Origin of the sequence: Micromonospora sp. B9E7 (assembly GCF_039871815.1) — a bacterium.
Lineage (GTDB): Bacteria > Actinomycetota > Actinomycetes > Mycobacteriales > Micromonosporaceae > Micromonospora.
Map to the genome: position 1 here is coordinate 1 of NZ_JBDPLX010000029.1, position 19,284 is coordinate 19,284.

Consider the following 19,284-nt stretch of genomic DNA (forward strand, 5'->3'; position numbering starts at 1 on the left):
TCGATGGGCGGAACCGGGAGGTCGGCGCACGCTTCGAGCGCAGCCGACCGGTCCGGCAGCCCAGGGATCGGCGGTGCCAGCCCACGGGGCAGCGCTCTCGGGGCGGCGGTGGGATCATCGATCGCTGGGCCCGTCGCCGCGACCCGTCGGAATGGCGCCCGTGACCACCAACCGTCCAACAGTCGGCCCTGCGGACGTCGGTCCGCAACCGATGCGAGGGGCGCCGTGGCGGTTCTCGCGACGTCGGAGGCGTCGCCGCTGCCCCGTGGGCTGGCACCGCCGATCCCTGGGCTGCCGGACCGGTCGGCTGCGCTCGAAGCGTGCGCCGACCTCCCGGTTCCGCCCATCGAGGGCAACCCGTCCGGCCTTGCGCCCTCGCTCACCACGTCCGGCCCGTCGACGCCGTACGCCGCGCCCACCATGCCGTCGTCACCCACGCCGGGCGTAGCGGACGCCGGGCGGCCACGCCCGTCGGAGTGCGCCGCCAGGTCGGGGCCGCGCTCGCTGGGTGCGCGGCCGAGCCCACCACCCGTGCCGGGGCCACGACTCACCGTGCCGGGGGCACGCCCCACCGCGTCGGGCCCACGCCCCACCGTGCCGGCGGCACGACCCACCGTGCCGGGGCCACGACGACCCACCGAGTCGGCAGCACGCCCGGCGCTCTGCTCGACGGGCCGAACTGGTCGGGTCACCGCGGTCCACCGGTCCGGTCCTCCCCGATCGATCCGATCGCCGAGGCCGAACCCGTCATCGCGCCCCCGCGCCGGATCCGCAGCGGGCGGGTCGAGGTCCAGGTCGCGCAGCAGGCCGGGGGCGTGCGTGGCCACGAGGTCCAGCCAGTGTCGCGGGGGCTCACCGAAGCGGCGTGGCGGGTCCGACGGCGGCTGCTGACGGGGTTGCCCGACGGGCTCGACCCGTCCGGCGAGGCGCTGGACCGCGCCGGCGGCCGAGCGCAGCCGGCCGGCCAGCCAGCTACGCGGGTGCGGGCGCGGTGGCACCGCCGGTCTCCAGCTCCAGGCCCTCGTAGCGCAGGGTCAACGAGGCGATGGCGATCTCGTGGCTGAGCGTGTTGAGGTGCGCGCCACGCCACTTGGTCGGCCAGGCGTCGATCAGGTTCCAGCGCAGCACCTCCGCGGTGCCGACCGAGTCGAGCAGCACCACGGAGACGTTGCGGCGGTTGAGGGTGCCCTGCGCGGTGGCGTTCACCCAGTCCCACAGCTCGCGGGAGGCGGTGAGGCCGAAGTGCAACGTCACCGGTTCGTACTCGGCCTGGCCGGGCACCATCCGCATCCGGCCCAGGCCGTGCTCCCGGTACGGCTGCCCGGGGATGTTCACCTCCAACCCGGTCATCTCGGTGAAGTGGCCGTTGGTGACGCCGTTGATGAGTAACCGGAAGTTGTACGCCCGGTACGGGTCGACCGGTGCGCCGGGCTGCGGGGTGGCGGTGGTGGGCATGTCAGCCTCCGATCGTCTCGGTCTCGGTGCCGCCGGCCCACTGGCTCAGCTTGAACACCACGAATTCGGCGGGCTTGACGACGGCGATGCCGATGTGGGCGATCACCATGCCGGCGTCGCGGACGTCCGGCGGGTTGGTCTCCTCGTCGCACTTGACGAAGAACGCCTCCTCGGGGCTGCGCCCCAGCAGCGCGCCGTCGCGCCACACCCGGGTGAGGAACGCCCCGATGTCGCGTCGGATCGAGCGCCAGAGGGTGAAGTCGTTGGGCTCGAACACCATCCACCGGGTGCCGTTGGCGATGGCCTGCTCGATGGCGATGCTGAGCCGCCGCACGTTGAGGTAGCGCCACTCGCTGGCCTCGGCGGCGAGCGTACGGGCGCCCCAGACGCGGATGCCCTCCCCGGCGAAGTAGCGGATCACGTTGACGCCCTTGGGGTTGAGCACGTCGTGTTCCGGTCGGGTGACCAGGTAGCCCAGGTCGACGGCGCCGCGTACGGGTTCGTTGGCCGGTGCCTTGTGCACGCCGCGCAGGGCGTCGGTGCGGGCCCAGATGCCGGCCAGGTGCCCGCTGGGCGGGGTGAGTTCCAACTCGCCGCTGATCGGGTCACGCACCCGCAGCCACGGGTAGTAGAAGGCCCCGAACTCGGACTGTCGTGGCCGGTAGGCCGCCCCCTCGTGCCCGCCGGAGCCGCCCGGCTGGGCCGAGCCGCCGCCGGGACCGCCCGAGCCGCCGCCCGTACCCCCGTCGGGCTTGGGGGGTTTGCCGGAGGACGGCGTGGCGACCCGGGTCAACGCGGAGATGTCGTCGATGTCCGGTGCCGGGTCGCAGATCGCGACCATGGTGCGGGTGCGCTCGGCCATGCTGAGCAGCGCCTCGTGCGACACCGGGTCGTGGAAGCCGGGCGCGGCGATGATGGAGATCTCGTCGACGGCCTCCAGCAGTTGCAGGCCACCGCGGCGCTGCCCGGTGCCGGTGATCGCGCCGCCCTCGCCGACGTTGACCACCCAGCAGCGGGCGCCCCCGTTGTCCAGGAAGCCGAAGACCGCCCGGGCCAGCGGAGTGCTCTCCACCCGCTCGCCGCCGGCGAAGAGCCGCAGGAACTCCGTCCAGTTGTTGACCGGCACCGCCTTGCCCAGGTGGGCGGAGCGGTCCGGGGCGACGCCGACGAACGCGGCGATGCTGGTGCTCGCCGGGCCGATCGGTCGGGCGCCGCTGGGGACCTCCTCGACATAGATGCCGGGGGAGAAGTAGCTGGGCATCGGTCCTCCTGTGCGGGTGGGCGTCAGTGGGTCGGTGGCGCGCAGACGATGACGAGATCGGGTTCGGTGGGGTCGACGTCGGCGGTGAGGACGAGCCCGCGACCGGTCAGCCGGAGCCGGACCGGGCTCGGGTGTTCGGGATCGTGCGGGACGCCGACGATCAGGAACCGGCCGTCGGGGTCGGTGCGGGTGGCGGACCCGGTGCCGGGTAGCTCGACCCGCATCGCGGCGAGCGGTTGGTCCTCGGGACCGACCACCCGGCCGGCGAGGGCCCGCACCCCGAGTTGCCGCAGGCGCAACGGTTGCAGGACCGGCGGCGCGGCCGGGGTCGGGTGGTCCACCTGCGCGGGTACGTCGATCAGCAGCGCCGGGCGCGGCGCCGCACCGAACGCGGTCCAGAGTGGCGGGTCGCCGGCCTCCAGGACGACGCTGTAACTGCCGTCGGTGGTCGCGGCGGTGAGCACCCGGTCCAGCCGGGGCAACCCGGCCGGACCGGTGACGCAGAGCAGATAGCGGACCGTGAACCGGTACGGTTCGCGGACCGCGCCGCTGGAGCGGGTCTGCCGGGCCGGGCGTAACTCCAGCGGCCAGAGGGTGAGCCCGGCGGCGTCGCCGTCGGTACGGGGCGGACCGACCGGGACGGGTTCCCCCACCGCGCTGGTCAGCCAGGAGGCCAACTCGGCGGTGGCCGTCTCGATCGGGCCGCGCCCATCTGTGGTCATCGCGGCGGCGTCCCCTGGATCCGGTACGCGATGGCCTCGTTCCACACGTGCGGGTAGACGCCGATCTCGAAGTACCGGGTGAACCGGTTGATCGGGGCGTTGGTGTGGTCGTGGTAGAGCAGCCACACCGGGGCGATGGTGAACAGCACGTAGTTCGCCAGGACGAGGGGGATGTAGAGCGGCCCGAGCAGGCGGCCCTGGAAGATGTGCACGTCCTCGTGCCGTTGGATGCCCGAGCTGGCGCCGGCGCAGACGGTGCCGATGGTGGTGGCGTAGCGGGGCGAGACCCCCTCCACCACGCAGACCCGCCCGCTGCCCTGCGAGGTGGGCCGGTCCAGCGAGTGCCCGAAGATCAGGTGCACGGCCAGGTAGATGGCACCGACGACCGTGTTGAGCAGGCTCCAGGTGTGGTCGACGACGAAGAGGAAGATGCCGCGCGCGTCCGGCGCGTACACCCCGGCGGAGGCCACCGCCCAGCCGAAGACCGCGCCGACCAGCAGGCCCACGACGGCGCCGATCAGCAACCCGATCGGGCCACCGGCGAGGAAACCGAAGAGGGCGCCGAGACCGACCTGGACCGCCGCGCTGATGATTCCGAAGACCATGACGTCACCTCTCAGACCCAGGAGCGGACGAATCGGGGCTCGCGACCGCTCGCGACCTGGGTCGGCGTCGCCTGCCGGTTACCGGGCGGGAACTGGTTGATGCCGAGCGCGGCGGAGAAGATCACCAGCGCGTTGAAGAACGCGATGACCCACTTCTCGCCGCCGGCCTCGTCGGCGAACGCCGCGGTCACGTAGGACAGCAGCAGCGCGATGGCGATGGCGATCCACTTGCGGAGCTTGTCCCCGCTGGGGCCGATCAGGCCGCCGATGACGTTGGTGGCCAGCAGGGTGGCGGCGCTCGCGCCGGCGATGCTGCCCAGGGCGGCCCAGGTGAAGAGATCGTTCACGGCGATCCCCCTTTTCTACGATGGTGCGACCGGAATGTGGTGGTGGTGAGGTTCGGTGCTCCCACCGGGAGCACCGGGGCCGGTCGCCGTCGTCTCGGGGGCGGCCGGAGCCGGGCGCGGCCGGCGGGTGCCGGCCACCAGGTGGATCAGCCGGGCCCCGGTGAGCCGGCGGGCGGGCCCGCCGGGGTCGGGCCGGACGCAGCCGGCGCGGCGGGCTGACGGCGGCGCAGCAGGAGTACGCCCACCACGGCGAGCAGCAGCACCAGGAGTACGCCGGCACCGACCAGCAGCCAGGGGAAGCCGCCCTCGGCGCCGGCGGCTGCCGGCGAGGCGGACGGTCGAGGTGGCGCCTCGGCCACGGCCCGCAGTTCGGCCGGCTTGTCCTGGTTGGCGTCGACCTTCCAGCTCACCGAACGGCCGTTGACCGTGCCATTGCTGTCGATCACCCGGCCGGGAAATGTCACCGAGATCTCGAACGACATGAGCTTGAGGAACGCCTGCTGTTGCTGCGGATTCTGCTGCGCGACCTTTCCGCCGTATTTCTGCGGATCCAGTGGCAGCGTGAAACGGTAGAGATCGCCGTCCCGGACCAGTTTTACGCTCTCCGTGTCGAAACCGGCCAGCGGCGCCTTGCGGTAACTGATCTGGGAACCGTAGAAAGTGTTGTCCTGGTAAAGGGTCTCTCCGCCGGCCGGCAGCGCGGGAATGTTCTGCCGCAGCTCCGCGAAGGCGGCCGGGACGTTCTTGTTCCGTGCGCTCAGCACGGACTTCTGGGCCGTCAGCAGCAGTTGACCGTCCACCGTGTCGTCGGCGTTGACGGTGAGGCCCATGTTGAGCTGCATGCAACCGCTGAGTGCGGCGAGGAGGATGAGACACACCGCGACGCGGAGTGCCTTACCGCGGTTGACTCTCCTGTTCATGGGCTCAGTGTGTGTGATCGCTTTCACTATGAGCAGTCAGCGATCGGTCACATGACAGTCGCCGATTGTACCGGCGGACTGTCGCCTTTGATTAGCTCCGACGACGGCCCGAATGACTATTCTGGAGCTTTGGGGCCACGACGGTTCCCCGCCGGCCGTAGTCTGGCCGGATGAGAATTGTCGCGTGCGTCCTGCTGGTAGATCCCGACGGGCAGCTGCTGTTGCAACTGCGCGACGGCGACGCGATGCACCACCCGAACGTGTGGGGGCTGCCCGGCGGCCACGGTGAGCCGGGTGAGACGCCGGAGCAGACCGCCGAGCGGGAGCTGTGGGAGGAGACCGGCCTGCGGGCCGACGGGCCGCTGCGCCTGGTCGCCGTGCAATCGCTGCCCGAGCTGGATCGGGTGAAGCACTACTTCCTCGGCAGCACCCGGGCCCGGCAGGAGGACGTGGTGCTCGGCGAGGGCGCGGCGATGCTCTTCGTCCCCGGTTCCGAGGTGCTCGACGGTCGTCAGTGGACGCCGGGCACCGTGGAGGTGTTGACCGAGTTCCTCGCCTCGGCGGAGTATGCCGCCCTGGCCACCGGGCGGATCGCTGGGCCGGCTCAGCCCGCCGGCGGTCGCCAGTCCGCGTAGCGGGCCATGCTGCGCAGGGCGACCCGGCCCGGGGTGAGCCGCAACGCGGTGTCCCGGATCGCGACGGCGAGCGGGTGGTTCAGCTGCTGTCCGAATCGGCCGGCGGTGGAGGAGGCCCGGGCGACGGCCTGACTACGCGGTCAGCGCTGCGCGTCGTACGCGGCCAGGGCGGCCGGCAGCCCCTCGGCGCCGCCCGCGCAGACCGTGCCGAGCACCACCGCGTGGGTCGCAAAGCAGCCCGGTGATCAGGTCTGACGCGTGATGGGAGACGATCGCCCCGGGAGGCCGTGGGCCGCCGGCCTGGTGCCGTGGGCTGGTCCTTTGGAGCTGAATCGTCTACGACATCGCGCCTGATTCGTTTACGGCATCAGCTCCACAGGGGGAGCGGACGGGGTGCTGCGGTGAGCCGGCGGTGTGGTGCCGCGCGTTGGCGGCGGGCCGGCGTGAGCTGTTGGCGGGTGTGGTGAGCTTGCGGCTTGGTGTCGGACCGGGGCGCGGCCGGCAGGCATGGGTGGGAGAGGTTGGGCGATGGTGCGGTTCAGCGGCCTGCGGACGGCCGGCGGGCGGTTGCGGCACGGCTGGCGGCCGGTGCTGGAGGCGACCGTCGCGGCGACCGTGGCCTGGCTGCTGGCCACCCGGTTGCTCGGGCACCCGCAGCCCTTCTTCGCGCCGGCCGCCGCGCTGATCGTCCTCGGGCAGGCCCGGGGGCAGCGCATCCGCCGGGCCGTCGAGGTCGTCCTCGGGGTCGCCGCCGGGGTGCTCGTCGCGGACCTGGTGGTGCAGGCTCTCGGCCCGGGCAGCACCTGGACGGTGTTCACCGTCATCCTGCTCACCGTTCTCCTCGCGGTGGCTTTCGGCGCCACCGGCGTGACGCTGGTGCAGGCGGCGGTCTCCGCGCTCTACCTGGTGGTGGTCGCACCGCCGGACGGCTCGTTGGTGCCGTTCCGCTTCGTCGACGCGCTGGTCGGCGGCGTGGTCGCCCTCGCGGCCAGCCTGCTGGTCGACGCCCGGCACCCCCTCGCCCCGCTGGTCGCCGAGGTGCGGCGGACCTTCGACGAGTTGGCCGGGCTGCTCGGTGGGATCGCCGACGCGCTGGACGACAGCGACGAGCCGGCGGCGGTCGCCGCGCTCAGGCAGGCGCGGGGGATGGACGCCCGGGTGGACGGGCTGCGCGACGGTGTGCTGGCCGCCGGTGAGGCGCTGCGGCTCAACGTCCGTCGACGCCGGCACATCGGTCGGCTGCGCTCGGTGGACGAGTCGATCCGGCAGATCGACTACGCGGTCCGCAACGTCCGGGTGCTGGCCCGTGCGGGTGTGACCCTCAGCCGGCTGCACACCCCGGCCCCGCCCGAGCTGGGCGCCGCCCTGCGCTCACTGGCCGAGGCGGTCCGTCAGGCCGGTGCCGCCCTCGCCGCCGACCTGAACGGGCAGGAGGAGACCGCCGACCGGCACGCCACCCTTGCCGACGAGTCGGCGTTGGCCGCGGTGCACACCGCCGGGCAACTCTTCGGCTCCACGCAGACCCTCCCCCTGGCGATGATCATCGGTCAGGTCCGGGCCACGGCCATCGACCTGCTGCGCGGGGTCAACCCGGAGGACGACGCCGCCGTCCTCGCCCGCGTCGACGACGCCCTCGGCCTCCCCCCGGTCTGAGCCCGCACCGAGCGGCGGTTCCCACGCCCCCGCCCGGGTCGATCAAGGACTTGTGGTGCCTCGCGTAAGCCACTTTCCGTCGTCAATTGCCCACCACAACTCCATGATCGACCGGGGCGGGGCGGGGCGGGGCGGGGCGGCCCGGGGCGGGGCGGGTTACGTGGTGAGCCAGGCGATGGCGGAATCGCGGATCGGGGCGGGGATGTCGTGGCCGCCGGGGAACTCCTGGTAGGTGACGTCGTAACCGAGGTCGTGCAGGTGGGGGACGAGACGGCGGCTGCACACGTCGATGGGCAGCACCCGGTCGTCGACGCCGTGCGAGATGAAGATCCGTGGCCGGCCGTGGGTGACCGGTGGCGCGGCGAAACCGGGGGAGAAGGCCAGCACCGCGTCGACCAGATCCCCGTTCGCCAGGCCCAGCGACAGCGCGTACGAGGCGCCGTCGGAGAAGCCGGCGACCGTCACGTCGGCCACCGGGTAGGTGTCGAAGACGGTCGCCAACAGCCCGTCGATGCGCCCCACGTCCGCCCCGAAGCCGCCGGCGATCAGGTCCCAACTGGCCGCCGACGAGTCCGGGGCGACCAGCAGCAGGTGCTGCGCGTCCGCGACCGGCAACAGCAGGTCCAGCCCTTGTCGCGCCGAGCCGCCGGCACCGTGCAGGAGCAGCACCAACCGGTGCGCCGAACCGTCGGCCGCGGGCTCCGGGGCGTACGCCAGGGCCAGCCGGTCACCGTCGGGGCCGGTCATCGGCACCAGCCCGGTGCGGCCCGGCGCCACCGGCGGGTGGCGGCGGGCGGTCAACCGGCCGTCCCGGGGGCTCGGCGGCGAGTCCCAGTGCGACGGCGCGGAGTCGGACACGGGTCGGCGCTCCTCGCGGTGGACGAAAGGTCCGACGCGGTTACCCGGCCCGTACGGGGTTAACCGTCAGCGTGCCCGACTGGGCGCCACTCAGGCGCTGGCCCTCGCCACCAGGGCGGACGGGAAGAGGGTCACCGGCGCGGCCGGTCGTCCGTCGAGCAGGGCGGTGGCCGCGGCGACGGCGATCCGCCCCACCGGGTGACTCGCCGTGGTCAGCGCCGGGGCGGTCAGCCCGGCCACCGGAATGTCGTCGAAGCCGGCCACCGCGACGTCGCCGGGCACCTGCACCCCGGCGTCCCGCAGGCCCGCGATCACCCCGAGCGCGGTGTCGTCGCTGATCGCGTAGATCGCGTCGATGTCCGGCCACTGGCGCAGCACCACACCCGCTGCCGTCCGGCCGCACGCTGCCGTGAAGTCCCCGGGCAGCAACCGCTCCGGCATTCCGGCCTGCCGCATCAGCCGGCGGTACGTCTCCACCGGGCGCTGCGCGCAGGGCAGCCACCGAGGGCCGGCCACCATGGCGATCCGGCGGCGACCCGTGGCGTACAGGTGGTGCAGCACCGCCTCGGACCCGGCGGCGTTGTCGACGTCGAACGACGGCACGCTCGCCGAGCCGACGCCGATCGAGACCACCCGACCGCGCAGTGACCGGGGCACCGACTCCAGCAACTCCTCGGTGGTGTTGACCAGGATCACCCCGCACACGCTGCGATCGTCGAGCTGGTCCAGCCCGCCGGGGTCACCGAGCGGCAGCCAGTGCAACGCCACACCGACACCGACGGGTGTGCACACCCGGGCGACCGAGCCGACCACCCGGTGCACGTATGGGTCGTCCAGCACCGCCGCGCTGGTCCCCAGCACCGCCACGACCATCCGTACGCCGCCGCCGCGGACCAGCGCCCGGGCAGCCGGGTTGGGTACGTAGCCGAGCTGGTCGACCGCTGCCGCGACCAGTTCCCGGGCGGCCGGCGAGGCGAACCCGGTGCCGGCGATCACCCGCGACGCGGTGGACCGGGACACCCCGGCGACCCGGGCCACGTCCTCGAGAGTTGCCGGCCGGTGTGCCGCTGTCGTCATCGTCGCCTCCCCGCGGCGGCCCGCCCGGTCGGACAAACGCCTGCTCACATCATGCCCCGGCGGGCACACCGGCGGTAAGGGGCGGTTGCGGTTGTGGTGGGAGCGCTCTCAGGTGTGCGATCGTGCCAGGAGATCACCCCGAGGAAGAGGACCTGCCCCCGTGAGCGCCCCCACCAGTCGACCCGTAGCCCCGGCCGCCGCGCCGCCGTCCGCGCGAGCGGTGCTCCTCGCCCGCAACGGCGTCGCGGTCACCTTCACCCTCAACGGGCTCGCCGTCGGCAGCTGGTTCTCCCGGGTGCCGGCGGTCCGCGAGGCGTTGGACCTCTCCGCCGGCCGGCTTGGGCTGCTGCTGCTGGCGATGAGCGTCGGCGCGCTGCTCGCCATGCCCACCGCCGGGCTGCTCGCCCAGCGGCTCGGCGCGGCCCGCACCGTCACCCTGGCCAGCGTGGTGGTCGCGATCGGCCTGACCGTGGCAGGGCTGGGCGCCACGATGACCGGATCGTTCGCCGTCGTCGCCGTGGGCCTGGTCGCCCTCGGCTACGGCTCCGGCGCCTGTGACGTGGCGATGAACGTCGAGGGCGCGGCCGTGGAACGGCGACTGGGCCGGACGATCATGCCCCGTTTCCACGCGGGATGGAGCCTCGGTTCGGTGGCCGGAGCGGCGCTCGGCGCCGGGGCGGCCCGGTTCGACGTGGCGGTCGGCGCGCACCTCGTCGCGGTGGCGGTGGTCGTGTTGACCGGCACGGTGCTCGCCGCCCGGACGTACCTGCCCGTGGGCAGCGACCACACCGGTGACCCGGCCGACGCCACCCCGGCTGCCCGCCGCCGGGCGCAACTCGCCGCCTGGCGGGAGCCGCGCACCCTACTGATCGGGTTGTTCGTGCTGGTGGCGGCGTTCACCGAGGGAGCCGCCAACGACTGGCTCGCCGTCGCGTTCATCGACGGACGGGACCTGAGCGAGGCCGCCGGCGCGGCGGTCTTCGCCGTCTTCGTCGTGGGCATGACCGTCGGGCGCACCGCCGGCACCATCGCGCTGGACCGCTGGGGTCGGGTGCCGGTGCTCAGCGGCACCATCGGGCTCGCCGTGGTCGGCGCCGGCCTCGCCGTCCTGGCCGGCTCCGGGCCGGTGGCCGTCATCGGCGTGGCGCTGTGGGGCCTCGGTGCGTCGCTGGGCTTCCCGGTCGGGATGAGCGCGGCTGCCGACGACGAGGCGCACGCGGCGGTGCGGGTGAGTGTCGTCGCGGTGATCGGCTACACCGCGTTCCTCGGTGGCCCTCCGCTGCTGGGTCTGCTCGGCGACCAGGTCGGCACCCTGCGCGCGCTGTTGGTGGTGCCGCTGTTGTTGCTGCCGACCCTGCTGCTGGTGCCGGTGCTGCGCCCGCCGCACGCTGTTTCGTCAGCCAACTAAAACTAACCCAGACCACCGCCGAGCGGTATCGGGTACGTGGCCGACTGCGCCGCGTACCCGGGCTGGTTAGGGTCGCCCGATGTCAACCGACGAGATCACCGCCGCAGCGGCGGGCACCTGGACACTGGGCGACCGCACCGTGCACCGGATGGGCTTCGGCTCCATGCGGATCACCGCGAACCCCGACCCGGACCGGGCCGTCGCCCTGTTGCGCCGCGCCGTCGAGCTGGGCGTCGACCACATCGACACGGCCGCGTTCTACGTCTCGCCCGGCGGAACCCTGCGCGTCGGCACCGGCCCGGCCCGCTACGCCACCGAGTTGATCCGCGCGGCGCTCGCCCCGTACCCCCAGGACCTGGTCATCGCCACCAAGGTCGGCTTCGGGTACGACCCGGAGGTGGGCTTCACCGAGGCGTTCACCCCTGCGCAGTTGCGCGCCCAGGTGGAGGAGAACCTGCGTCGGCTCGGCCGCGACCACCTCGACGTGGTGAACCTGCGCCTCGGCCGAGGGCCCGGCGAGGTGCCGCTGGTCGACCGGTTCGGCGCGCTCGCCGAGCTGCGCTCCGCCGGGCTGATCCGGCACCTCGGGCTCTCCAACGTCCGGCCCGAGCAGCTGGACGAGGTGGCGGGCATCGCACCTGTGGTCTGCGTACAGAACAACTACGGGGTGGACGCCTACCGGGAGCAGGACGACGTCGTCCGGGTCTGCGGTGAGCGGGGCATCGCCTACGTGCCGTTCTTCGCGCTCGCCGGCACCGGCCGGGAGACGGGCGCGAGCGCCACGCAGGGCGAGGCGGTCGAGGCCGTCGCCCGCGCCCACGGCGTCACCCCGCATCAGGTACGCCTGGCGTGGACCCTGCACCAGGGCCCCCACGTGCTGGCCATCCCCGGCACCGCGGACCCGAACCACCTGGCGCAGAACATCGCCGCCGGAGCCCTACGCCTGACCCCCGAGGACCTGGCCCGCCTCCACTGATCGTCCATCCGTCACCACTCAGGCCCGCACGACGTGCACGACGATCTCCTGACCGTCGCCCACGGTGCCGGAGAAGCCCTCCGACAACGCGGCCGCCACCGTGAGCTTGAGCGCGAGGGTCTCGTGCGCGATGAGCTTCTGGTGCGCGGAGATCGCGGCCGCGACATCCGCGGGCGCGGCGATCGACACGGTGATCCGGTCGGAGACCTCGAAATCGGCGTCGCGGCGGGCCTGCTGGACGATGCGGACGACGTCGCGTGCGACACCCTCGGCTGCCAGTTCGGGGGTGATCTCGGTGTCCAGCGCGATCGTCACTCCGCGCTGGGACTCCACGACCCAGCCGGTCCGCGGCACCTCCGTGACCAGGATGTCGTCCAGGCCCACCTCGACCTGCGCACCGTCCACCGACAGCGGGAACGCCCCGTTCGCCCGGACACCGTCGACCAGGTCCCGCCCGGACACGGCGGCGATGGCCTTCGCGACGTGCTGGGTGCGGTTGCCGAACCGGCGGCCCAGCGTCCGGAAGTTCGCCTTGACCTGCACGTCGATGACTCCGCTCTGGGGGTCGAGCGGCTGGAGGACCTTGACGTTCAACTCGTCGCCGATGTCGTCCAGCAACGCCTGCGGGAGCACGGTGCCGGCCGGTAGCCCCACGAGCGCCCGGCTCAACGGCTGGCGGATACGCAGGCTGCTCGTCTTGCGGGCGGACCGGCCCGCCTCAGCCAACGCGCGCGCCGTCGCCACCTGGGCCGACAACTCCGCGCTGATCAGGCTGGCGTCGGGCGTGGGCCAGGTCGCCAGGTGCACCGACTCCGGCGCCGACGCGGCACCGCGCCGGACGACCTGCTGCCACACCTCCTCCGTGATGAAGGGAACGAACGGCGCGAGTAGCCGCGTGAGGATGTCGAGGCACTCGTACAGGGTGGTGAGGGCGTCCGGGTCGCCCTCCCAGAAACGCTGCCGTGACCGCCGTACGTACCAGTTCGACAGATCGTCGATGAAGTCGGCGAGCAGGCGGCCGGCGCGGGCGGTGTCGTAGTTCTGCATCCGTTCGTCCACGGCGGCGGCGAGGGCGTGGACCTCGCCGACGATCCACCGGTCCAGCACCGGTCGTCGGGCGACCGGCTGCGCCAGATGCGGCGCCCACGTCGAGTTCGCCGCGTAGAGGGAGAAGAACGCCGCGGTGTTCCAGTAGGTCATCAACACCTTGCGGACGATCTCGTCGAGAGGACCGGACCCGATCCGGCGCGGCGACCACGGTGAGCCGGAACAGGCCATGAACCAGCGCACCGCGTCGGCGCCGTGCGCGTCCATCAACGGGATCGGCAGCAGGATGTTGCCCAGGTGTTTGCTCATCTTGCGGCCGTCCTCGGCCAGGATGTGCCCGAGGCAGACGACGTTCTCGTACGGGGACCGGTCGAAGACCAGGGTGCCCACCGCCATCAGGGTGTAGAACCACCCCCGCGTCTGATCGATCGCCTCGCAGATGTACTGGGCCGGGTAGGTGCGCTCGAAGATCTCCCTGCTGCCCGGCACGTGGGGATAACCCAACGACGCGAACGGCATCGCCCCGGAGTCGTACCAGGCATCGATGACCTCGGGGACCCGGGTAGCGACCTGGCCGCAGTCCGGGCAGGCGAAGGTGATCTCGTCGACGTACGGGCGGTGCGGATCCAGCTCGGACAGATCGGCGCCGGCCAGCTCGCCGAGTTCCGAACGAGAGCCGACCGCGGTCACGTGGTTGTCCGGGCATCGCCACAGCGGCAGCGGCGTGCCCCAGTACCGGGAGCGGGACACCGCCCAGTCGATGTTGTTCTTCAGCCAGTCGCCGTACCGGCCGTGTTTGATGTGCTCCGGGAACCAGTTCGTGTTCTCGTTCTCCCGGGTCAGCTGGTCGCGTACCTCGGTGGTCCGGATGTACCAGGATGGCTGCGCGTAGTACATCAGCGGGGTGTGGCACCGCCAGCAGTGCGGGTAGGGGTGCTCGAACGGCTCGTGCCGGAACAACCGACCGGACTCCCTGAGCCGGTCGATGAGCAACTGGTCGGCGTCCTTGAAGAACACGCCGCCGACCAGGTCGATGTCGTCGTTGAACCGCCCGTTCGGAGCGACCGGGTTCACCAGTGGCAACCCGTACGCGCGGCAGACGGCGAGGTCGTCCGCGCCGAAGGCCGGCGCCTGGTGCACCAGGCCGGTGCCGTCCTCGGTCGTGACGTAGTCCGCGAGCTGAGCTGGACGAACTCGTCCACGTGCCGCAGCACCGAGGTGCGGCACCGGGCGTTGAACTCCGCGACGCCCATCTTCTCGATGTCGGGCTTGCCGCCCAGCCCCAGTTCCTTCTCCACCGCGAGTTCGACCGGCAGGCCGTGGCAGTCCCATCCGGCACGGCGTGGCACCGAGAAGCCCCGCATCGTCCGGTACCGGGGAAAGAGGTCCTTGAAGACCCTCGCCTCGATGTGGTGGGTGCCCGGCGTGCCGTTGGCGGTCGGCGGCCCCTCGTAGAACACCCAGGGCGGACCGTCGGCCGTCTGCTCAAGACTCCGCTCGAACACGTTGTTGGCCTGCCACCACTCGATGACCGCACGGTCCATCCCACCAAGATCGATCTTGGTGGGTAGTGGCACGAATGGCGACTTCGATGGACCGTCCGGCACCGACGTTCTCCCTACACTCCACGTCCGCTCGCGCGGGCATCAGCTCACTGCCCACGCGGGGACGAAGCGTCAGGCGTATGGCCGGACCTCCGCGGTACCACCCCGCTTGCGCCTCGACGGTGCAGGCGCCGCTCACTTTCGCGACGTGACGTGCCGCTACGTCCGGTTCTACTGGGGCCGTTGATGGGCCCGTTCTTCCGGAAGCTCCCCGGTGATGGCCGGATCGGTGCCGATGCCGCCCAGCATAGCTGTCCGGACGCGGACCCAGGGCGTCGAGGGCGCGGCGAAGGGCGCTCGCCACCGCATCCGCCCCCCACGGAGGTGACCGACGGTCACCATCGGCTGCGCCCACAGCCCGAGCCAGCGGTTCAGGAGCTACTCGTCTAGTCGCGGAGCCAGACCTGAAGGGGACCGATGGGGGCGAAGCCGGTTTCCAGGGCCGGGGCGAGGTCCGGGGTGGTTTCGTAGCCGACCAGCGGTGTGCCGGGCGCGGTGGCACAGACCGCGCGCCAGATGTCCCGGGGGTCGTCGGTGTGGGTGAACAGGTTGGAGACGCCGTAGGTGCCTCCGTCGCTGCTGAGCACCGCGCCGCCGGTGATCACACCCCGGTCGTGGCGGGCGAGCACCCGTACCCGTGGGTCGGTCAGGAGCGCGGGGCGGAACACGTCCCCAGCGCCGTGAGCGGCGGCCCAGGCCGCCAACTCGTCGGGTGTGGTGACCGGGGCCAGCGGTGTGTCGACAGGTGGCGCCAACGGTGGCCGGTGGATCCACTGAGCGTCGAAGAGCACCCGGAAGCCGTACCCGGACAGGTCGAGGTCGGCGAAGCTGTCCTTCACCGACGCGCCGGGCCCCGCGTCGATCCGGCCCAGCAGGGCCTCGGCGTCGACGCCCGGCCGCAGGGTGACCGCGTCCGGGTACCAGGGTGGCGAACGGTGGGGGACCGACCAGGCGTCGGCGTCGGTACGGCCGGTCAGCCCGTGGCTGCCGCAGACGATGTCGCACCACTCGGCGTTGTTGCGGGCCGCCGCCACCCGTACGTCGTTCGGCACGCCCGGCAGCCTAGGCGCCCGTCGGCTCAGGGCGCGTAGACCAGGTCCATCGTGTCGGTGTGCCCGGACCAGGCCAGGTCGAGTCGCCAGCAACCGGCCTGTGGCAGGTCGATGATCGACGGCCCGGGGCCGCCGGCGACCTCCCGGATCACCCGGGTGTCGGTGCCGGCGAGCGTCGCGGTGATCACCAGGGTTGCCGCTGCGGTCGGGTCGGGCGAGGTCGTGGCGGCGCGGGCCACCCAGAGGATCTTGTTGTTCGACCCGTCCTTGCGAACCTGGCGCAGGGGATGGGCGAACAGCACCGCCACGATGTCACCCTTCGCCCCGAAGACGTGTGGGACCCGCGCGTCGCCGCTGAAACCGGCGTCCGCCCAGTCGGGCAGGGACCCCGTCTCGACCCGCGTCGCGCAGGCGGCCGGGGTGCTCGCCGTGGTGGCCGCACCCACCGTCGGCGCCGCGCCGCTGGTCGTGGTCGTGCACCCCGCCAACAGGACCACCGACGTTGCCAGCATCGACCTGCCCCGTGAACTCATCTCGCCCCTCCATCGCGCGTCGACTCGTCGCACCTTCAGGACACCGGCCTGCCCTGTCAGGTTCCCTAACGCAGCGACCTGGCGATGTCGATCGCCTCGGCCCTACTGAGGGAGCCTTCGAGCCGGTAGCTCACGTCGTCGTCCTGCCAGATCAGGGTCGAGCCGGTCAGCCGGGCGGTCTCCCTGCGGATCCCGCCAGCCCGGTCCACGTAGGAGAGCACGTGTGGGCCGTCGACCCAGACGGCGAAGTCGCCGTTGACCTGGACCCAGGTCGCTCCCGGTGGGGTGACCTCCTTGTGGAAGGCCAGGTCGAGGCGACCGTCGAACGCGTCGACCCGCAACGCACCCCCGTCGTAGAGCAGCGTCGCCACCCGGTACCGGCCCGTGGCGTCCGGGTCGGCGACCAGCACCTGCTCGGGCGGGCCCAGCCTCGCCGGCAGGCGGATCGGAAACCGCACCGCCCGTTGGGCCTCGTCCAGGGCGACGGCCCGCTGCCCGGGCAGCGGCGACGCGGTGCCGCCGGGCGTCGTCGGGGCGGGCGAGGTGGCGATGCTGACCCCGGCGAAGCGCAGCAACCCGGCAACGGCGTCCGCGACGGCGGCCCGGGTCGGCGGCAACAGCGCGACCAGGAGGGCGACCAGCGCCGCTACGGCGAGCGGGCGCCACCGGCGCACGGGCCTGCCGAGTCGTACGCGGACACGGGCGGTCACGTCGGGTGGCTCGGGTGTTTCCAGCCAGGTGGACAGCTCGCGCAGTTCCCGTTCGAGGTCACCCATGCCGGACCTCCTCACGGTCGAGCAGGCCGCGAAGCTTCGCCAGCGCCCGGGACGTGCGCGACTTCACCGTGCCCCGGGGCCAACCCAGTGCCGCCACCGTCTCCTCCTCGGTGAGATCGAGGAAGTACCGACAGACGATCACCTCGCGGTCCCGTACCGGCAGTTGCCGCAGGGCCCGCACCAGCGCTTCCCGGCGCTCCCCGGCGAGGACCGCGCCGATTGCCTCGTCCTCGGCGACGTCGGACGTCGGGTCCGCCGCTGCCGCCCGTAGGACGAGCCCGTCCCGCCGGCCCCGGGACCGGTGCAGGTTGCGGGTCTCGTTGGCGACGATCGCGAGCAGCCACGATCGGAAGGACGACTCGCCCCGGTAACGGGACAGCTTCCGGTACGCCTTCACGAACGCCTCCTGCGTGACGTCCTCGGAGTCCGATCCCGCGCCGAGCAGCACCGCCGTCCGGTACGCGGACGCGGTGTGCCGGGCGACCAGGAGGTCGTACGCCTCCAGGTCACCGGCCCGAGCGCGGGTGACGAGAGCGTCGTCGTCCAGGGGGTGGCCTCCGTTCGGATCACACTCATGACACCGCCCACCCGTCGCGGGTTCCACCCGGCGTGGGTCAGGTTGCTCCCACCCGGCGTGCAGCGTATTGCCAGGATCCGGTGCTGCACTGGGAGAGGTGTCGAGGAGAGGGGCTGGGCATGAGCTGGTTCAATCGCCGGTCACGGGGTGCCGAGGCGACCCCGACGAAACTGGACCGGGAGGCGACTCGGGACGACCTCGCGGCGCTGGAGGAGTTCGTGGCCACCCGGCGGGGCGTGGAGTTCTACCTGGAGCCGGAGACCACCGCGACGGACACCACGGTGATGGCGATCGCGCACGACGGCGAATGGATCCGTCGCCGTACCGGAACACCCCGCGCGGCGGGGGCCATCGCCCGCAAGCACTCGGTGCCGCTGTACGAGGCGGCGCGCACCGGCTACCCGGAGCGGATGCGGACCTGGAGCCGGGCCCACCCGGAACGCCACGCCCGCTGAGACTCGCCTGCTCAGGCGTCCTCGACGGCCGAGCGGGCCTGCTCGAGCGTCATCGGCTCGGCGTGGCTGGAGACGTACCAGTGGTAGTCGTCGTCGAGAAGTCGACGGACCAGGCCCAGGTCGAGGCCGTCCTCCGGCCGACGCAGGTGCGCCGGCGGCGGGTAGAAGCAGTCGCCCAGCAGCATGACCCCCGAGTCGGGCACCAGCACCACGGTCGAGTCCGGTGCGTGCCCGCCGCCGACGTGGCGTAGCCGAACCCCGACCGGCAGCTCGGCCACGTCGGCGAAGGTCCGGGTCGGCGGCAGGATGGCGAAGCCTTCCCAGGACGCCATCGCGCGAGCGCGGGCCTGAAAGCTCGGGCGGAGGCGGGGGTTGGCGCGTACCTGCTCGTCCAGATAGCGGTGGCTCCACGGTCGGGTGGCCTCGGCGCGCAGCAGCGGCACGGCCGTCTCGTGTCCGACGATCTCGATTCCGGGCCAGGCGCAGGCTCCCCAGACGTGGTCCCAGTGGTGGTGGGTGTAGACGAGCCAGCGCGGCTGCGGCAGCCCGGCCGCGGCGAGCGCGGCCTGGATCTCGCGGGCGTGCGTGAGGCTCTGCCCGGCGTCGATCATCACACTGCCGCGCTCGTCGGCCACGACGGCGACGCTGGCCTGGACCGCCTCCGGGTCGGGATCGCCCGGGCAGAGCCAGACCCGGCCCGCCAGGTGGTGGAACTGCGGGGCGGCCAAGGTGATCGACCTCCGAGATTGATCACGGACACTGGTGTGGCGTTCGCCGATCCTAGGTGACGGTGCCGCCCGGCGCCGCCCTGCCGGGTGATCGGCGCAGGTCAGAGTTCGTTCGACCGTCCTTTGCTCTGCCTACCTATAGGCACCGGACACGCAGCGTCACCGGTGCACATAGGTAAGCAGAGCAAAGGACGGCGGGCATTGATCTGGGGCATTGCGCCGTGCGGGGGTCGCGCTCGCACCGATCGCCGAAGCTCGATGAGTGCCGTCCGCCTGGCGGGGCCGGACCGGCGTTGACCGGCAGCGGAGGGGTGTGGCAGCATTCGCGGCCTGACGGCAGTGAAGGAAGTCGGTGCGATTCCGACGCGGTCCCGCCACTGTCACCGGGGAGCGATCCCCCCTCGTGAGTCACGGCCGTGTGTCTGCGGTTGGAAGGCCGGGGGAGAGCATCGATCCGGAAGCCAGGATACTTCGGCCGTCGGGACGTACCCCAGGGCGTGGACACCCGAGGAGGACCCGATGACGCACGGCGTCTCATTCATCGACGAACATCGTCATGACTCGCGCGGTGGGCGCTTCACCGCGCCCGCGACCG

The 19,284-nt window shown here is 72.5% G+C and carries 18 protein-coding genes, 2 pseudogenes and 1 riboswitch; of the genes and pseudogenes, 5 read left to right on the top strand and 15 right to left on the bottom strand.

The genetic code is table 11. The features are described 5' to 3' along the window. The 7 genes and pseudogenes from ABGB10_RS30505 to ABGB10_RS30535 all read right to left on the bottom strand — a co-directional run. A pseudogene (locus ABGB10_RS30505) lies at nt 1-998 on the bottom strand (hypothetical protein); the annotation flags it as partial. Then, nucleotides 973-1,455 carry a phage tail protein gene (locus tag ABGB10_RS30510; RefSeq protein ID WP_347664440.1) on the bottom strand — a complete coding sequence of 161 codons (483 nt, stop codon included), beginning with the start codon at nt 1,453-1,455 and terminating at the stop codon, nt 973-975. The gene ABGB10_RS30510 and the pseudogene ABGB10_RS30505, both read right to left, overlap by 26 nt. Nucleotide 1,456: 1 nt before the next feature. Continuing rightward, nucleotides 1,457-2,716: a phage tail sheath subtilisin-like domain-containing protein gene (locus ABGB10_RS30515; protein WP_145781356.1), complete on the bottom strand. Its 1,260-nt coding sequence runs from the start codon at nt 2,714-2,716 to the stop codon at nt 1,457-1,459. Between the two features lie 23 nt (nt 2,717-2,739). Beyond that, complete coding sequence (locus ABGB10_RS30520) at nt 2,740-3,438, bottom strand: carboxypeptidase regulatory-like domain-containing protein (RefSeq protein ID WP_347664441.1); 699 nt, start codon at nt 3,436-3,438, stop codon at nt 2,740-2,742. Further along, a complete protein-coding gene (locus ABGB10_RS30525; RefSeq protein ID WP_347664442.1) occupies nt 3,435-4,043 on the bottom strand; it encodes a glycine zipper family protein in 609 nt (202 codons plus the stop codon). Before ABGB10_RS30525 ends, ABGB10_RS30520 begins: the two co-directional genes overlap by 4 nt. An 11-nt stretch (nt 4,044-4,054) precedes the next feature. Further along, the gene (locus ABGB10_RS30530; RefSeq protein ID WP_278139724.1) at nt 4,055-4,390 is read right to left on the bottom strand and encodes a hypothetical protein; all 336 of its coding nucleotides are present in this window, start codon (nt 4,388-4,390) and stop codon (nt 4,055-4,057) included. Between the two features lie 146 nt (nt 4,391-4,536). Then, complete coding sequence (locus tag ABGB10_RS30535) at nt 4,537-5,310, bottom strand: DUF3153 domain-containing protein (protein ID WP_347664443.1); 774 nt, start codon at nt 5,308-5,310, stop codon at nt 4,537-4,539. A 170-nt stretch (nt 5,311-5,480) separates the two neighbouring features. Between ABGB10_RS30535 and ABGB10_RS30540 the strand changes: the two genes are divergently transcribed. Next, on the top strand, nt 5,481-5,945 hold the full coding sequence (locus tag ABGB10_RS30540; protein WP_347664444.1) for an NUDIX domain-containing protein: 465 nt from the start codon (nt 5,481-5,483) through the stop codon (nt 5,943-5,945). 528 nt (nt 5,946-6,473) lie between these two features. Next, nucleotides 6,474-7,598, top strand: coding sequence for an FUSC family protein (locus ABGB10_RS30545; protein ID WP_347664445.1), 1,125 nt, complete (start codon nt 6,474-6,476; stop codon nt 7,596-7,598). 156 nt (nt 7,599-7,754) lie between these two features. On the opposite strand, the gene ABGB10_RS30550 is transcribed toward ABGB10_RS30545, so the two are convergent. Both ABGB10_RS30550 and ABGB10_RS30555 read right to left on the bottom strand, forming a co-directional pair. Then, nucleotides 7,755-8,456, bottom strand: coding sequence for a phospholipase (locus tag ABGB10_RS30550; protein WP_347664446.1), 702 nt, complete (start codon nt 8,454-8,456; stop codon nt 7,755-7,757). A gap of 90 nt (nt 8,457-8,546) precedes the next feature. Then, a complete protein-coding gene (locus tag ABGB10_RS30555; RefSeq protein ID WP_347664447.1) occupies nt 8,547-9,533 on the bottom strand; it encodes a LacI family DNA-binding transcriptional regulator in 987 nt (328 codons plus the stop codon). A gap of 160 nt (nt 9,534-9,693) precedes the next feature. On the opposite strand from ABGB10_RS30555, the gene ABGB10_RS30560 reads away from it, so the two are divergent. Next, entirely contained in the window at nt 9,694-10,941 is a 1,248-nt protein-coding gene (locus ABGB10_RS30560; protein ID WP_347664448.1) for an MFS transporter, read from the top strand. A gap of 79 nt (nt 10,942-11,020) precedes the next feature. Further along, nucleotides 11,021-11,917, top strand: coding sequence for an aldo/keto reductase (locus ABGB10_RS30565; RefSeq protein ID WP_347664449.1), 897 nt, complete (start codon nt 11,021-11,023; stop codon nt 11,915-11,917). 18 nt (nt 11,918-11,935) lie between these two features. On the opposite strand, the pseudogene ABGB10_RS30570 reads toward ABGB10_RS30565, so the two are convergent. The 5 genes and pseudogenes from ABGB10_RS30570 to ABGB10_RS30590 form a co-directional block, all read right to left on the bottom strand. Continuing rightward, nucleotides 11,936-14,508 (bottom strand): annotated as a pseudogene (locus ABGB10_RS30570) (class I tRNA ligase family protein). Between the two features lie 446 nt (nt 14,509-14,954). After that, entirely contained in the window at nt 14,955-15,620 is a 666-nt protein-coding gene (locus ABGB10_RS30575) for a hypothetical protein (RefSeq protein ID WP_347664450.1), read from the bottom strand. 26 nt (nt 15,621-15,646) lie between these two features. After that, nucleotides 15,647-16,153 carry a hypothetical protein gene (locus ABGB10_RS30580; protein WP_347664451.1) on the bottom strand — a complete coding sequence of 169 codons (507 nt, stop codon included), beginning with the start codon at nt 16,151-16,153 and terminating at the stop codon, nt 15,647-15,649. A 65-nt stretch (nt 16,154-16,218) separates the two neighbouring features. Beyond that, a complete protein-coding gene (locus tag ABGB10_RS30585; protein ID WP_347664452.1) occupies nt 16,219-16,929 on the bottom strand; it encodes a hypothetical protein in 711 nt (236 codons plus the stop codon). Further along, the gene (locus tag ABGB10_RS30590) at nt 16,922-17,476 is read right to left on the bottom strand and encodes an RNA polymerase sigma factor (protein ID WP_347664510.1); all 555 of its coding nucleotides are present in this window, start codon (nt 17,474-17,476) and stop codon (nt 16,922-16,924) included. Before ABGB10_RS30590 ends, ABGB10_RS30585 begins: the two co-directional genes overlap by 8 nt. A 149-nt stretch (nt 17,477-17,625) precedes the next feature. Here ABGB10_RS30590 and ABGB10_RS30595 point away from each other — a divergent pair, with 149 nt between their 5' ends. Continuing rightward, a complete protein-coding gene (locus ABGB10_RS30595; protein ID WP_347664453.1) occupies nt 17,626-17,961 on the top strand; it encodes a hypothetical protein in 336 nt (111 codons plus the stop codon). A gap of 11 nt (nt 17,962-17,972) precedes the next feature. Here the strand turns inward: ABGB10_RS30595 and ABGB10_RS30600 are convergent, their stop codons facing one another. Then, the gene (locus ABGB10_RS30600) at nt 17,973-18,689 is read right to left on the bottom strand and encodes an MBL fold metallo-hydrolase (protein WP_347664454.1); all 717 of its coding nucleotides are present in this window, start codon (nt 18,687-18,689) and stop codon (nt 17,973-17,975) included. Between the two features lie 342 nt (nt 18,690-19,031). Continuing rightward, a riboswitch (cobalamin riboswitch) is annotated at nt 19,032-19,161 on the top strand. Nucleotides 19,162-19,284 lie beyond the last annotated feature (123 nt).

What these genes read in the sequence shown, in the direction of transcription:
- ABGB10_RS30510 (WP_347664440.1), bottom strand. Translation starts at nt 1,455, where the DNA reads ATGCCCACCACCGCCACCCCGCAGCCCGGCGCACCGGTCGACCCGTAC.
- ABGB10_RS30515 (WP_145781356.1), bottom strand. Translation starts at nt 2,716, where the DNA reads ATGCCCAGCTACTTCTCCCCCGGCATCTATGTCGAGGAGGTCCCCAGC.
- ABGB10_RS30520 (WP_347664441.1), bottom strand. Translation starts at nt 3,438, where the DNA reads ATGACCACAGATGGGCGCGGCCCGATCGAGACGGCCACCGCCGAGTTG.
- ABGB10_RS30525 (WP_347664442.1), bottom strand. Translation starts at nt 4,043, where the DNA reads ATGGTCTTCGGAATCATCAGCGCGGCGGTCCAGGTCGGTCTCGGCGCC.
- ABGB10_RS30535 (WP_347664443.1), bottom strand. Translation starts at nt 5,310, where the DNA reads ATGAACAGGAGAGTCAACCGCGGTAAGGCACTCCGCGTCGCGGTGTGT.
- ABGB10_RS30540 (WP_347664444.1), top strand. Translation starts at nt 5,481, where the DNA reads ATGAGAATTGTCGCGTGCGTCCTGCTGGTAGATCCCGACGGGCAGCTG.
- ABGB10_RS30545 (WP_347664445.1), top strand. Translation starts at nt 6,474, where the DNA reads ATGGTGCGGTTCAGCGGCCTGCGGACGGCCGGCGGGCGGTTGCGGCAC.
- ABGB10_RS30555 (WP_347664447.1), bottom strand. Translation starts at nt 9,533, where the DNA reads ATGACGACAGCGGCACACCGGCCGGCAACTCTCGAGGACGTGGCCCGG.
- ABGB10_RS30565 (WP_347664449.1), top strand. Translation starts at nt 11,021, where the DNA reads ATGTCAACCGACGAGATCACCGCCGCAGCGGCGGGCACCTGGACACTG.
- ABGB10_RS30580 (WP_347664451.1), bottom strand. Translation starts at nt 16,153, where the DNA reads ATGAGTTCACGGGGCAGGTCGATGCTGGCAACGTCGGTGGTCCTGTTG.
- ABGB10_RS30585 (WP_347664452.1), bottom strand. Translation starts at nt 16,929, where the DNA reads ATGGGTGACCTCGAACGGGAACTGCGCGAGCTGTCCACCTGGCTGGAA.
- ABGB10_RS30595 (WP_347664453.1), top strand. Translation starts at nt 17,626, where the DNA reads ATGAGCTGGTTCAATCGCCGGTCACGGGGTGCCGAGGCGACCCCGACG.